We start from the raw sequence: 13,181 nt of genomic DNA, 5'->3' as shown, positions 1-13,181 counted from the left end.
CCCGCGGAAGACAGCTCAGATCAGCGAGCGCAGCTGGCCCGCCTCGTACGGCACCGCTTCGGCCAGGCGCCCAGCCATCGCCTTGTTCGCCCACTCCGGGTCCGCGATCAGCGAGCGGCCCACCGCGATGACGTCGAACTCCTCGCGCTCCATGCGGTCCAGGAGCAGGTCGATGCCGGTGACCGACGTGGTCTCCGTGGAGAAGGTCTCCGCGACCGTGAACTCCTTGTCGAGGCCGACCGAACCTACGGACAGCGCGGCCTTGCCGGTGAGCTTCTTGATCCAGCCCGCGAGGTTGAGGTCGTCGCCCTCGAACTCGGGGAGCCAGTAGCGGCGCGTGGAGGCGTGGAAGGCGTCGACGCCCGCGGCCGCCAACGGGGCGAGCAGGGAGTCCAGTTCGGCCGGGGACGCGGCCAGCTTCATGTCGTAGGCGTTCGACTTCCACTGGGAGAGGCGGAAGATCAGGGGGAAGTCCGGCGAGACCGCCGCGCGCACCGCCTCGACGATCTCGCGCGCGAAGCGGGTACGCGATGCGAGGTCGCCGCCGTAGCCGTCGGTGCGGCGGTTGGTGCGGTCCCAGAAGAACTGGTCGATCAAGTAGCCGTGCGCGCCGTGCAGTTCGATGCCGTCGAAGCCCGCCTGCTCCGCGGCGGCCGCTGCGGCAGCGAAAGCTTCGATGACCTCGTCGACATCGGCGGACGTCAGCGCGTGGCCCTTGGGGTTGCCGTCGAGGCCCAGCCCGGAGGGGCCCGCGGGGGGCGCGTCGGTGAAGGGGCCTTCGCCCTCGTTGCGGGTCGCGCCCACGTGCCACAGCTGCGGGACGATCGCGCCGCCCGCGGCGTGCACCGCGTCGGCGACCCGGCGCCAGCCCGCGAGCGGGGCCTCGCCGTGGAAGCGCGGGACGCTGTGGCTGGAGCCCGCGGAGGCGTGGTCGACGTAGGTGCCCTCGGTGATGATCAGGCCGACGCCGCCCGCGGCGCGCCGCGCGTAGTACTCCGCCACGTCCGCGCCCGGCACGCCGTCCGGCGAGAACTGGCGGGTCATCGGGGCCATCGCGATGCGGTTGCGCACCGTGAGGCCGTTGATGTCGAAGGGGCGCCCGAGGATCCGCGCGGCTCGTGACGTGGTGGTTTCCGTGGCTTCCGTGGTTTCCGTGGCTTCCATGCGGTCTCCTGAAGGGTCAGCGGTGCTTCCGGCGCGGACGTGGGCATCCGTGCATGACAGCACTGTAAGCCGATTGCCCATGTCTACGTCGAGGCGGGTACCGTGAACGGCATGAACTGGCCCGCGACCGAGCGCCACTGTCTGACCCCCGCGCCCGGCGGCCTCGCCCTCGTTCAGGAGCTCCTGAACACCGCGTCCGCCGGCCACCCCGACTCCGTCGACCTGCTCGCCGACGGGGCGCTCGACCGTGCCCAGGACTGGGCCGACCTGGCCGTACGCGGCTGGGCGGGGGAGACGGGGCGCGGCGACGTGCGTCTGGTGCTCGCGGCCGACGACCTGCTCAAGCTGCGCTGCCTGCGCGACCAGCTGGGGCGCGCGCTCGCCGCGGACGACGGGAGCGGGGGCGCGGTGCGCTTCACCTCGGCGCCGGTCGTGGTCGCGCTCTCGGGTGACGGCGTGCTGACCGTGGAGCCGGAGGGCGCGGGCGCCCGCTGGCTGGCCTCCGCCGTGCTCGCCGAGGCGCTGCTCGCCCAGGCTTCGGGGCTGTGGCGGCGCCTGAAGATCTGCCGCAACGACTCCTGCCGTGCCGCGTTCTACGACCGCTCCCGCAACAACAGCGGCGTCTGGCACTCGGTGCGCGGCTGCGGGAACGCCGCCCATCTGCGGGCGTGCAGGGAGCGGCGCCGTACGCAGCAGGAAAGTGGCGTAGAGCTTTAGCTGCTGTTCGCGGATGGGTGCGCCTTGCTGTTTCCGCGAAAGTTGCAGAAGATTCCGGTGGGGACCGGGGCCCCCGTGCCGGTAACGGCAGGGGCGGACCGCTACCCGGAGTACGTATCGAGGAGACAGCGATGTCCCCAGAGACGCGCGACGCGTCCACCGAGGCGGCCGAGACCGAGAGTCCGAACCTCGACTTCGCGGGCACCACCCCGTACGAGGACTACGTCCAGGCGGACGTCCTCACCCACCTCCAGCACCTGCGCTCGGACGACCCCGGCGAGATGGTCTTCCTGGTCACCACCCAGGTCATGGAGCTGTGGTTCACCGTGATCGTGCACGAGTGGGAGACCGCGGCGCACGCCCTGCGCCGCGACGACGTGCCCGTCGCCGTGGCGGCGCTCAAGCGCAGCATCCGCGAGCTGGACGCCCTGAACGCGTCCTGGCGCCCGCTCGCCCAGCTGACCCCCGCGCAGTTCAACTCCTACCGCGGCGCGCTCGGCGAGGGCTCCGGGTTCCAGTCCGCGATGTACCGCCGCATGGAGTTCCTGCTCGGCGAGAAGTCCGCCTCCATGCTGGTCCCGCACCGGGGCGCGCCCCGCGTGCACGCCGAGCTGGAGAAGGCGCTGCAGGAACCGAGCCTGTACGACGAGGTGCTCGGCCTCCTCGCGCGGCGCGGGTACGCGGTCCCGACGGAGGTCCTTGAGCGCGACCTCGCCAAGAAGTACGAGCCGTCCGCCGAGGTCGAGGCCGTCTGGACCGAGCTCTACTCGGGCGACGAGAGCGGTGAACTCGCGCGCCTGGGGGAGACGTTGACGGACGTCGGCGAACTGGTCTGGCGATGGCGCAACGACCACCTGGTCGCCACCCGCCGCGCGATGGGCTCCAAGACGGGCACCGGCGGCTCGGCGGGCGTGGCCTGGCTGGAGAAGCGCGCGGTCAAGAACGTGTTCCCCGAGCTGTGGACTGCGAGGAGCCATGTCTGACGCCGCACGGGACCTCCAGGCGCAGGCGGCGAAACTGGATGGCGAGGACGAACTGAGCGCCAAGCGCGCGGAGTTCGCCCTCGACGACACCGTCTACCTCGACGGGAACTCGCTGGGCGCGCTGCCCGCGCACGTGCCGGAGCGCGTCGCCGACGTCATCACCCGGCAATGGGGCAGCCTGCGCATCCGCTCCTGGGACGAGAGCGGCTGGTGGACCGCCCCCGAGCGTATCGGTGACCGCATCGCCCCGCTGGTCGGCGCGGCCCCGGGGCAGATCGTGGTCGGCGACTCGACCAGCGTGAACGTCTTCAAGGCGCTGGTGGCCGCGGTCCGCATCGCACGCGGGACGGGGGAGGGTCACCCGGAAGGGGGGCGTGACGAGATCGTCGTTGACGCGACGACCTTCCCCACGGACGGGTACATCGCACAGTCCGCCGCGCGCCTCACCGGCTGCCGCCTCGTCCCGGTGGCCCCGGCCGACGTGCCCGGCGTCCTCGGCGAGCGCACCGCGGCCGTCCTGCTCAACCACGCCGACTACCGCACCGGGCGCCTGCACGACCTGCCCGGTCTGACGGCCGCCGTCCACGCGGCGGGCGCGCTCGCCGTCTGGGACCTGTGCCACACGGCGGGCGCCCTGCCCGTCGGCCTCGACGAGCACGGCGTGGACCTGGCGGTGGGCTGCACCTACAAGTACCTGAACGGCGGTCCCGGTGCGCCCGCCTACCTCTACGTACGGCGCGAACTGCAGGACCGTTTCGACTCGCCGCTGCCCGGCTGGAACTCGCACGCCGAACCCTTCGGCATGCGGCCCGAGTTCGAGGCCGCGGACGGCGCGCTGCGCGGTCGCGTGGGGACGCCCGACATCCTGTCGATGCTCGCCCTGGAGGCGGCGCTCGACGTGTGGGACGGTGTCACGGTCGACGCGGTGCGGGCCAAGTCCCTCGCCCTGACCGACTTCTTCCTGCGCTGCGTCGAGGCGTACGTCCCCGAGGGGCTCGTCGAGCCCGTCACCCCGCGGGCGCACGCCGAGCGCGGCAGCCAGGTCGCGCTGCGCTGCGAGGGTGCGGGCGATGTCATGAAGCGGCTGATCGAGCAGGGCGTGGTCGGCGACTACCGCGCGCCGGACGTGCTGCGCTTCGGATTCACGCCGTTGTACGTGTCGTTCGCCGACGCCGAGCGGGCGGCCCGGGTACTGGCGCGCACGCTGGGCTGATAGCGTCCGGCGGATCTTGCTCCCGTTTCTTCCCGGCCGGTCGGGGCACCCGGACCGACCGGGCGGAGCGGGCGCTCCCGCCTGTTGGCCGCACTGCAGTTGAGAGGTTTGCGCATGACGGACGACGCCGCCGTGGCCCGCGATGCCGCCGAGGCCGAAGCCGCCTTGTCGCATCCCGCCGTGAAGCCGGACGCCACCGCCGCGTACGGCGAACACCCCGACCAGGTGATCGACTTCCACGCGCCGCACGGCGGTCAGGGAGCCGACGGGACCGTGCCCCTCGTGGTCCTCCTGCACGGCGGCGCCTGGCGGGCCCCCTACGACCGGCAGCACATCACGCCGTTCGCCGACTTCCTCGCCAGGCGCGGCTTCGCGGTGGCCAACGTCGAGTACCGCAGGGGCAGTTCGATCCCCGCGCAGGGCGGCGCGGGGCCGGTCGCCGGGCGCTGGCCGGAGACCTTCGACGACGTGGCCGCCGCGTTCGACGCGCTGCCCGCCCTGGTGCGCGAGGCCGTGCCGTCGGCCGACACGCGCCGCACCGTCGTGACGGGGCACTCGGCGGGCGGCCACCTCGCGCTCTGGGCGGCCGCCCGGCACCTGCTGCCCGACGACGCGCCCTGGCGCACCGGTCGGCCCGCCGCGCTGCGCGGCGTCGTCGCGCTCGCGCCGATCGCCGACTTCCGGGTCGCCGAGGAGCTCGCGGTCTGCGGCGGCGCGGCGAGCCAGTTCCTGGGCGGCGACACCAGGTTCGAGGAGCGCCTCGCCTACGCCGATCCCGCCCTGCTGCTCCCGACGGGCATCGCCACGACGGTGGTGCAGGGCCGTACCGACATCGTGGTCCCGGAGGCGGTCGCCGAGGCGTACGCCGACGCGGCCGCGCGGGCGGGCGAGGTCGTCGGCCTCACGCTCCTGGAGGACGTCGGGCACTTCCCGCTGATCGACCCGGCGGCGGACGCGTGCGCCGTCGTGGCGGAGGAGATCGCGCAGCTGGCGTTCTGAGGCGTGGGGCCGGTCTCGTAGTACCTGCGACGGACCCGGCAGAACCCGTCTTGCTGTGGACGCCGCGTCTCGCGCGGCCCCGTACCGTCGTAGACGTGACAGAGACGACCACTCAGACCCAGGCGGGCAGGCCGGGCAAGCCGGGCGGCAGCCCCGAGTTCCACCTCGCGCGCGAGGTCTTCGGCGGGATGCGCGAGGCACTGTTCCGCGGTGCCTTCGACTACCGCCTGCTGCCCCCGAGGGAGTCCGCCTCGGACGGGCTCTTCGCCAAGCTGCTCCCCCGGCGGATACGCGGGTACGCGGCCTGGGCGCCGCACATCCAGGTGACGGTGGCGGCCCTGATCACCGTGTTCATCGGCTACCAGGTGAACCTCGGGTTCCACGGGGCCCCGCAGCTCCTCATCGGCCTCATTCCGGCGGGCGCCGTGATGATGACGCTGGTCAGGCCGGTGGGTGCCTTCTGGATCTCGCTGATCTCCACCCCCTTCACGGGAGTGCTCGGGGACAGCTGGGACGGCCAGCCGTGGACGCCGAGCGCCTTCTTCGCGCACATCGTGGTGATGGTCGTGGTGGCGGCACGGACCGGCCCGCGGACCGCCCTGTGGATGTGGATCGCGACGGCGGCGTACGGGGCGAGCTCCGAGGTGTTCCTCGGGGGCTTCGGCTCCGACACCCCGCAGATGCTGTTCTTCTCGGCGCTCGCGCTGCTCGTCACCACGATGGTGCACGTGCGCCGCGAGGCGCAGCGCGAGGTCACCGTGCAGCGCACCGTCACCGCCATCGAACGCGACAAGCGCACGCTCCTGGAGGAGCGCACCACCATCGCCCGTGAGCTGCACGACGTCGTCGCGCACCACATGTCGGTGGTCGCCATCCAGGCCGAGGCGGCGCCCTACCGGGTGGAGAACCCGCCGCCCGAGCTCGAACAGGCGTTCGTGACCATCCGGGAGAACGCGGTGGCCGCGCTCACCGAGCTGCGCCGGGTCCTCGGCGTCGTACGGGCCGAGGACTACGAGGCGCCCGACGCCCCGCAGCCCACGCTCGCCGACCTCGACCGGCTGCTCGACAACGTCCGGGACGCGGGCCAGACCGTCGACAAGGTCATCACCGGCGCGGTCAGGGAGCTCCCGCAGGGCGTCGAGCTCTCGGCGTACCGCATCGTGCAGGAGGCGCTGAGCAACACCCTGCGCCACGCGCCGGGCGCCGCGGCCCGGGTCGAGGTGGGATACGTGCTCGGCGGCCTCGGCCTGCGCATCGTGAACGGCCCCGCGCGGGGCCTGGTCAAGCCGTCGCCCGGGGCGGGGCACGGGATCACCGGGATGCGGGAGCGGGTCACGATGCTGGACGGCGAGATGACGGCGGAGACGACGGCGGAGGGCGGCTACGAGGTCACGGTCTTCCTGCCGGTCGCGATGGAGCAGCGCATCGATCCCGCGGGGGAGGACGCATGACCATCCGGATTCTGATCGCGGACGACCAGATGATGGTCCGCGAGGGCTTCTCCGTGCTGCTGAACGCCATGCCCGACATGGAGGTGGTCGGCGAGGCGGTGAACGGCCTGGAGGCGGTCCGGCGGGTCCGCGAGCTCTCCCCCGACGTCGTCCTGATGGACATCCGCATGCCGGAGTTGAACGGCATCGAGGCGACCAGGGAGATCGTCGCGGGGGCGTCGGACGGTACGCCGAAGGTGCTCGTCCTGACGACGTTCGACCTCGACGAGTACGTCTACCAGGCGCTGCGCGCGGGTGCGTCCGGGTTCCTCCTCAAGGACGCGTCGGCTCGCCAACTGGCGGACGGCGTACGGGTGGTGGCCGCCGGCGAGGCACTCCTCGCGCCCACCGTCACGCGCCGCCTGATCACGGAGTTCTCCAAGCTGGCGGAGGCGCCTCGGCTGTCCGCGGCGGTCCAGTCCCAGCAGTACGGGGAGCTTACCGAGCGGGAGACGGAGGTTCTCGTGCTCATCGCGCAGGGGCTGTCCAATGCGGAGATCGCGTCGCATTTGGTGGTTGCGGAGTCCACGATCAAGACGCATGTCAGTCGGATCTTGGTGAAGTTGGGGTTGCGGGATCGGACGCAGGCCGCCGTATTCGCGTACGAGGCGCGCCTCGTGACACCGGGCTGAGGGGCTTCGGTTGTTTTTTGACCGCGGGCCGGTGGGGGCTTGTCGCGCAGTTCCCCGCGCCCCTAAAGGGGCCCACCCGCGCCGAGGGGGCGCCCCGTAAGGGGCGCGGGGAACTGCGCGATCAGCCACAGCGGGCCCGCAGGTGTGTACCGCAATCCGCCCCCGGCGCCTAACGTCGGCCCATGGACACCGTTCCCGCCGCCCCCGCGGCCTCGCCGGAGTTCCTGGCCGATCCCTACCCCGCGTACGCGGCCCTCCGTGACGCGGGGCGGGCCCACCACTACGCGTCGACCGGCCAGTGGCTGATCCCGCACCACGCCGACGTCTCCGCCCTCCTCCGCGACCGCAGGCTCGGCCGTACCTACCTGCACCGATTCACCCACGAGGAGTTCGGCCGCGCGGCCCCGCCTCCCGAGCACGAACCGTTCCACGTCCTCAACGACAACGGCATGCTCGACCTGGAAGCCCCCACGCACACCCGCATCCGCCGCCTGGTCGCCAAGGCGTTCACACCGCGTACGGTCGAGCAACTCAAGCCGCATGTGGAGGAGTTGGCGGACCGGCTCGTCCGCGAGTTCGTCGCCGACGGCGGGGGTGATCTCGTCTCGCGGGTCGCCGAACCCCTCCCCGTCGCGGTCATCGCCGAAATGCTGGGCGTCCCCGAGGGCGACAGGCACCTGCTGCGGCCCTGGTCGGCCGACATCTGCGGCATGTACGAGCTGAACCCGGCCGAGGAGACGGCGGCCCGCGCCGTCCGTGCCTCGATCGAATTCACGGCGTATTTGCGGGAGTTGATCGAGTTCCGGCGTGCGCGTCCCGGCGGGGATCTGATCTCCGGGCTCATCGCCGCCCACGAGGACGGCGAGTCGCTCAGCGAGCAGGAGATGATCTCCACCTGCGTGCTGCTCCTGAACGCGGGACACGAGGCGACGGTGAACGCCACGGTCAATGGGTGGCACGCGCTGTTCCGTCACCCGGCCCAACTCGCCGCCCTGCGCGCAGATCCGGCGAAGCTGGTGCCCACCGCCGTGGAGGAGCTGCTGCGCTACGACACTCCGCTCCAGCTCTTCGAACGGTGGGTCCTCGATGACATCGAGGTCGGCGGCGTGCGGATCCCGCGCGGCTCGGAGGTCGCCCTGCTCTTCGGCTCGGCCAACCACGACCCGGCCGTCTTCGACGCCCCCGGCGAGCTCGACCTCGCCCGCGCGGACAACCCGCACATCTCCTTCAGCGCGGGCATCCACTACTGCATCGGCGCACCGCTCGCCCGCATCGAACTGGCCGCCTCCCTGCGGGCGTTGCTGCGCGGGGCCCCGCGGCTGACACTGGCCGCGGAGCCCGTACGGAGGCCGAACTTCGTCATGCGGGGGATGGCGGAGCTGCTGGTCGAGGTGTGAGGCACAAGCCCCTCCACAAACCCCTCGCGGCACCGTCAGTTGATCATGTCCCGGCGCCGCAACCCCGCCAGGCCCGCCCCCACCAGCGCCGCAGCGATCAGCGTGAGGACCACGAACGGCGGCCAGCTCGCGTCGCCGCCCGGCAGTTTCGGCAGGTGGCCGAAGGGCGACAGGTCCATGGCCGCCTGCGGCAGGTCGAGCGCCGGGCCGATCCAGCCGATCGCGAGGCAGATCCCGACCACCGCCCAGGAGGCCGCCGCGGCCTTCGGGAACGCGCCGACGAGGAACACCGCGAGCCCGCCGAGCACCCAGACCGCGGGGAGCTGCGCCAGGCACGCCCCCAGGACGGCCCCGGTGTCCCCGCCGTGCCCGAGGGCTATGCCGAGCCCGGCGGTCAGCATCAGCAGGACCGCGCCGCCGAACGCGATGACCAGGTGGCCCGCTGCCCAGCGCAGCCGCCCCACCGCGCCCGCCAGGACCGGCTCGGCCCGCTGCGAGGTCTCCTCGCCGTGCAGGCGCAGGACGGAGGTGGCGACGTAGAGCGCGGCGATCATGCCGAACATGCCGACGATGGTGGCGAGGAAGGCGTCGGTCAGACCGGACTGGCCGCCCATCCGTTCGATGATGTCGCGGGTGTTCTCGCTGTCGCCGACGATGTCGGCCGCGCCGTCCGCCATCCCGCCGAACACGGTCCCCGCGACCAGGAACCCGGCGAGCCAGCCGAGCACGCTGCCCCGCTGGAGCCGCCAGGCGAGGCCGCCCGCCGTGCCGAGGCGCCCGCGCGCGGGACCCGGCCGCGTCGGCAGGAAGCTCATGCCGACGTCCCTGCGCCCCGCAAGTACGTACGCGCCGACGCCCTGGGCCACGATCGCGGCGCCGACGAGCGCGATGACCCACCAGCGCTCACCGGCGTACGCCCGCAGGTTCTCCTGCCAGCCGAGCGGCGAGAGCCAGGTCAGCGCGGACGAACCTCCCCCAGAGCTGAACGCCTGGGAGGTACCCCCTTCCGTCCCGGCGTCGCCCGCGGCCCGGAGCACGAACGCCGCGCCGAGCACCGCCGCCGTCAGGCCCTTGGCCAGCCGCGCGCTCTCGGTGAACTGCGCGGCGATCGCCGCCATGGTGGCGAAGAGCATGCCGGTGCCCGCGACGCCGAGGCCGAGCGCGAGCGCCCCCGCCGCGCCCCGGCCCGCCAGACCCGCGGCGATGAGGAGCCCGGCGGCCGCGTTTGCGGCGAAGGCGGCGAGCAGCGCGGCGGTGAGCGGCGCGCGGCGGCCCACCATGGACGCCGAGAGCATTTCCTGGCGCCCGGTCTCCTCCTCGTCGCGGGTGTGCCTGATGACGATGACCAGGCTCATCACGGCGGCCAGGACCCCCGCGTAGACGCCGATGCGCCAGACGGAGAGGGCGCCGAGCGAGTCGCCGAAGACGGGGCCGTACATGGCGCGCATCGAGGAGTTGGAGTTCATCGACTCCATGGCGTCGGCGCGTTCGGCGGCGGTCGGGTAGACGCTTTCCAGGGAGCCCGGAATGGCGAGGACCATGCCGGAGACGATCAGGATCCAGACCGGCATCATGACCCGGTCGCGGCGCAGCGCGAGCCGGAACAGGGTGCCGGTGCCCGCCAGTTGCCGCGATGCCCCGGTGCGCGGCGCGAAGTCGGTGCCGGGCGCGGTGCCGAGTGCGGTGGTCATCGCGCCATCGCCTCTTCGCGTACGTCGTCCTGGTAGTGCCGCAGGAACAGCTCCTCCAGGGTGGGCGGTGTGCAGGTCAGCGAGCGGATCCCGGACTCCGTCAGGGACTTGAGGACGGCGTCGAGCTTGTCGGTGTCGACCTGGAGCCCGACCCGCCTGCCCTGCACGTCGAGGTCGTGCACGCCGGGCAGGCGCGCGAGGTCGTCGGGGGCGCCCGCGAGCTCGGCGCTGACGCTGGTCCGCGTCAGGTGGCGCAGGTCGGCCAGCGAACCGGTCTCGACGGTCCGTCCCTTCCTGATGATGCTGACGCGGTCGCAGAGCGTCTCGACCTCGCTGAGGAGGTGCGACGAGAGCAGGACGGTCCGGCCCCGGTCGCGCGCCTCCTCGACGCAGCTCTGGAAGACGCCCTCCATCAACGGGTCGAGCCCCGAGGTGGGTTCGTCGAGGATCAGCAGGTCGACGTCGGAGGCGAACGCCGCGACGAGGGCGACCTTCTGCCGGTTGCCCTTGGAGTAGGTGCGGCCCTTCTTGGTGGGGTCGAGCTCGAACCGTTCGACGAGGTCGGCGCGGCGCGCCTGGTCGAGTCCGCCGCGCAACTTCCCGTACAGGTCGATGACTTCGCCCCCGGAGAGGTTGCGCCACAGGGTGACGTCCCCGGGGACGTACGCGATGCGGCGGTGCAGGGCGACCGCGTCCTGCCACGGGTCGCCGCCGAGCAGCTGCGCGGCGCCGGAGTCGGCGCGCAGCAGGCCGAGCAGGACCCGGATGGTGGTGGACTTCCCCGCGCCGTTGGGCCCGAGGACGCCGTGCACCTCACCGGTCTCGACGTCTAGGTCGAGGTCGTCCAGCGCGTGTGTCCTGCCGAACGACTTGTGCAGTCCGGAGACGGTGATTGCCTTCGTCATGTTTTTGAACGTACGCTACTTTCACAAAGTTGTGAAGTTAAGGAAGCGTGTAAAGTCGTTCGTGTAAGGGCCACCGAGGGATGACCAGGGGAGATGATCGACAGATGGCCGAGCAAGAGACGAGCGCCACCCGTGGACGGCCCGACGGGGAGGGGGCCTCCCGCTTCGTGGAGAAGTTCGCCTCCCACCTGGTCGAGGGGGGCATGCCGCGGATGCCCGCCCGGATCTTCGCCGCCCTGCTCGCCTCGGACTCGGGCGCGCTCACCGCGGCGGAACTCGGCGAGCGGCTCCAGGTCAGCCCCGCCGCGGTCTCCGGCGGGGTGCGCTATCTGACCCAGCAGCACATGGTCAACCGCGAGCGGGAGCCGGGCACGCGGCGCGACATCTTCCGGGTGCACAGCAACCAGTGGTACGAGGCGCTCGGCAATCGGGACGGAGTGCTCAAGCGATGGGAGGACGCCATGCGGGAAGGCGTCGCCTACCTCGGCGAGGACACCCCCGCCGGGCGCCGCGTCGCGGAGACGCTGGCGTTCTTCGAGTTCGTGCAGGGGGAACTGGCGGGGATGATGGACCGCTGGCGCGTGCACAGGGAGATGTTGTTCGGGAGCGAGTGAGCGCCGGGGGTGCGGTTCGGGGCGGCTGAGCGCGCGGGGGTGTTGTTTGGGGGAGTCTGAGCGCCCGGGGTGCTGTTTGAGAGCGGCTGAGCGCGCGGGGTGTTGTCTGGGGGCGGTTGAGCGCCCGGGGTGCTGTTTGGGGGCGGCTGAGCGCGCGGGGTGTCGTCTGGGGGCGGTTGAGCGCTCAGGGTGTTGTTTGGGGGCGGTTGAGCGCTCAGGGTGTTGTTTGGGGGCGGCGGAGCGCGCGGGGTGCTGTTCGGGGGCGGCTGAGCGCGCGGGGTGCTGTTTGGAGGCGGTTGAGCGCGCGGGGTGTTGTCTGGGGGCGGTTGAGCGCTCAGGGTGCTGTTCGGGAGCCGCTGAGCGCCCGGCGGGCGGTCGTCCGCGCCCCTCATCTCGGCAGGGTCAGCCCCCACGCCCGTGGCCGTACCGTCCACGTCCTCGTGCGGACCGGGCCCGCGACCACCGCGTCCGCGCGGTAGCGGAAGTCCGCTCCGGAGACCGTCACCGTGCGCGCCCGCACCCGCAGCGGTGCCGCCTCCGCGCCGACCGAGGAAGGGCGGACCTCCACCTGCGCCAGGCCGCCGCCGTGGCCCGCGGTGACCAGGACGCCCTCGACCGGCTGGTCCAGGTCGACGAGCGTGACGCCGTCCGCCTCGACCCGCAGCCGCGCGGGCGAGGGTCCCGGTGGCGCCGCCACCCGCGCGGGGCGCGCGGCGAGGGTGCGTACGAAGGACTGGCAGGTCCGCAGCCAGGCGTGGCCCTCGACGGCGGTGGTGCCGTTCGCGGCTCCGTCGGCCGCCTCCGGCCCCGCCGCCCGTGAACCCGCCGCTCCTGACCTCGCCGCCCCCGACTCCGCGGCCCCCGCCCCGACCGGCGGGATCCGTAGATCCCCGAGGACGACGCCGTCGCTGTCGTCCACCAGCAGATCGAGCCTGCGTTCGACCCCTTCGAGGACCGCGCGGGCCGCGGCGACCGCTCCCGAGGGCACGCCGAGAGTCCGCGCGAGCGTCTGCGCGGCGCCGACGGGAACGACCGAAAGCGCGCTTCCCGCGAGGTCCCGCTCCCGGTGCAGCGTGCCGACGGCGCGCAGCAGAGCCCGGTCGTCGCCGACCACCACGAGGCGCCGCGCACCCCGTCTGGCCAGGGCTTTCGCGAAGTCCTCGGGGCCGTCGGGGAGGCAGAAACGGACCGTCGCGCCCGCGCTGAGCACATCCTTCGCGATCCTTACCGACTCACCGTCCGTGCGCCGGGCGACCGGGTCGATGACGACTAGGAGCTGGTCGCGAGCCGACAACGTGCGCCCTTTCTTTTAGCCGTTCATTGAGACCTCGGGTAGCATCTTTGTGCAAGAGCCCCTTGCGCTATTGCGCCAGGGG

At 72.6% G+C, this 13,181-nt stretch carries 12 protein-coding genes; 8 read left to right on the top strand and 4 right to left on the bottom strand.

Translation table 11 applies throughout. The features are described from left to right. Nucleotides 1–15: 15 nt before the first annotated feature. Entirely contained in the window at nucleotides 16–1,164 is a 1,149-nt protein-coding gene (locus CP970_RS20240) for an NADH:flavin oxidoreductase (protein ID WP_055553530.1), read from the bottom strand. Between the two features lie 111 nt (nucleotides 1,165–1,275). On the opposite strand from CP970_RS20240, the gene CP970_RS20235 reads away from it, so the two are divergent. The 7 genes from CP970_RS20235 to CP970_RS20205 all read left to right on the top strand — a co-directional run bounded on the left by CP970_RS20235 (nucleotide 1,276) and on the right by CP970_RS20205 (nucleotide 8,595). After that, nucleotides 1,276–1,881 (top strand): CGNR zinc finger domain-containing protein, encoded by a 606-nt coding sequence (locus CP970_RS20235; RefSeq protein ID WP_055553532.1) that lies wholly within the window; start codon nucleotides 1,276–1,278, stop codon nucleotides 1,879–1,881. 131 nt (nucleotides 1,882–2,012) lie between these two features. Continuing rightward, nucleotides 2,013–2,864, top strand: a complete 852-nt coding sequence (locus tag CP970_RS20230) for a tryptophan 2,3-dioxygenase family protein (RefSeq protein WP_055553534.1) — start codon at nucleotides 2,013–2,015, stop codon at nucleotides 2,862–2,864. After that, on the top strand, nucleotides 2,857–4,077 hold the full coding sequence (kynU, locus tag CP970_RS20225; RefSeq protein WP_055553537.1) for a kynureninase: 1,221 nt from the start codon (nucleotides 2,857–2,859) through the stop codon (nucleotides 4,075–4,077). The genes CP970_RS20230 and kynU overlap by 8 nt, the downstream gene beginning before the upstream one ends. 114 nt (nucleotides 4,078–4,191) lie before the next feature. Beyond that, nucleotides 4,192–5,076 (top strand): alpha/beta hydrolase, encoded by an 885-nt coding sequence (locus tag CP970_RS20220; RefSeq protein ID WP_055553539.1) that lies wholly within the window; start codon nucleotides 4,192–4,194, stop codon nucleotides 5,074–5,076. A gap of 95 nt (nucleotides 5,077–5,171) precedes the next feature. Continuing rightward, nucleotides 5,172–6,527, top strand: a complete 1,356-nt coding sequence (locus CP970_RS20215) for a sensor histidine kinase (protein ID WP_055553541.1) — start codon at nucleotides 5,172–5,174, stop codon at nucleotides 6,525–6,527. Next, nucleotides 6,524–7,198, top strand: coding sequence for a response regulator (locus tag CP970_RS20210; protein ID WP_055553543.1), 675 nt, complete (start codon nucleotides 6,524–6,526; stop codon nucleotides 7,196–7,198). The genes CP970_RS20215 and CP970_RS20210 overlap by 4 nt, the downstream gene beginning before the upstream one ends. Nucleotides 7,199–7,380: 182 nt before the next feature. Then, entirely contained in the window at nucleotides 7,381–8,595 is a 1,215-nt protein-coding gene (locus CP970_RS20205) for a cytochrome P450 (protein WP_055553545.1), read from the top strand. Nucleotides 8,596–8,630: 35 nt separating this feature from the next. Here the strand turns inward: CP970_RS20205 and CP970_RS20200 are convergent, their stop codons facing one another. Then, a complete protein-coding gene (locus CP970_RS20200; protein WP_055553547.1) occupies nucleotides 8,631–10,286 on the bottom strand; it encodes an ABC transporter permease in 1,656 nt (551 codons plus the stop codon). Further along, on the bottom strand, nucleotides 10,283–11,191 hold the full coding sequence (locus tag CP970_RS20195) for an ABC transporter ATP-binding protein (protein ID WP_055553549.1): 909 nt from the start codon (nucleotides 11,189–11,191) through the stop codon (nucleotides 10,283–10,285). The genes CP970_RS20200 and CP970_RS20195 overlap by 4 nt, the downstream gene beginning before the upstream one ends. Before the next feature lie 104 nt (nucleotides 11,192–11,295). Here CP970_RS20195 and CP970_RS20190 point away from each other — a divergent pair, with 104 nt between their 5' ends. Then, nucleotides 11,296–11,805, top strand: a complete 510-nt coding sequence (locus CP970_RS20190) for a GbsR/MarR family transcriptional regulator (RefSeq protein WP_055553551.1) — start codon at nucleotides 11,296–11,298, stop codon at nucleotides 11,803–11,805. A 388-nt stretch (nucleotides 11,806–12,193) separates the two neighbouring features. On the opposite strand, the gene CP970_RS20185 is transcribed toward CP970_RS20190, so the two are convergent. Further along, a complete protein-coding gene (locus tag CP970_RS20185) occupies nucleotides 12,194–13,099 on the bottom strand; it encodes a diacylglycerol kinase family protein (RefSeq protein ID WP_150493645.1) in 906 nt (301 codons plus the stop codon). Nucleotides 13,100–13,181 lie beyond the last annotated feature (82 nt).

It is taken from the genome of Streptomyces kanamyceticus (assembly GCF_008704495.1).
Lineage (GTDB): Bacteria > Actinomycetota > Actinomycetes > Streptomycetales > Streptomycetaceae > Streptomyces > Streptomyces kanamyceticus.
Note: the sequence above shows the minus strand (reverse complement) of the source record. Positions and strands in the feature narration are given on the sequence as shown.

Excerpts from the sequence above, each read along its gene's own strand:
- CP970_RS20190 (WP_055553551.1), top strand. The coding sequence starts at position 11,296 with ATGGCCGAGCAAGAGACGAGCGCCACCCGTGGACGGCCCGACGGGGAG.
- CP970_RS20205 (WP_055553545.1), top strand. The coding sequence starts at position 7,381 with ATGGACACCGTTCCCGCCGCCCCCGCGGCCTCGCCGGAGTTCCTGGCC.
- CP970_RS20195 (WP_055553549.1), bottom strand. The coding sequence starts at position 11,191 with ATGACGAAGGCAATCACCGTCTCCGGACTGCACAAGTCGTTCGGCAGG.
- CP970_RS20230 (WP_055553534.1), top strand. The coding sequence starts at position 2,013 with ATGTCCCCAGAGACGCGCGACGCGTCCACCGAGGCGGCCGAGACCGAG.
- CP970_RS20220 (WP_055553539.1), top strand. The coding sequence starts at position 4,192 with ATGACGGACGACGCCGCCGTGGCCCGCGATGCCGCCGAGGCCGAAGCC.
- kynU (WP_055553537.1), top strand. The coding sequence starts at position 2,857 with ATGTCTGACGCCGCACGGGACCTCCAGGCGCAGGCGGCGAAACTGGAT.
- CP970_RS20235 (WP_055553532.1), top strand. The coding sequence starts at position 1,276 with ATGAACTGGCCCGCGACCGAGCGCCACTGTCTGACCCCCGCGCCCGGC.
- CP970_RS20210 (WP_055553543.1), top strand. The coding sequence starts at position 6,524 with ATGACCATCCGGATTCTGATCGCGGACGACCAGATGATGGTCCGCGAG.
- CP970_RS20200 (WP_055553547.1), bottom strand. The coding sequence starts at position 10,286 with ATGACCACCGCACTCGGCACCGCGCCCGGCACCGACTTCGCGCCGCGC.
- CP970_RS20240 (WP_055553530.1), bottom strand. The coding sequence starts at position 1,164 with ATGGAAGCCACGGAAACCACGGAAGCCACGGAAACCACCACGTCACGA.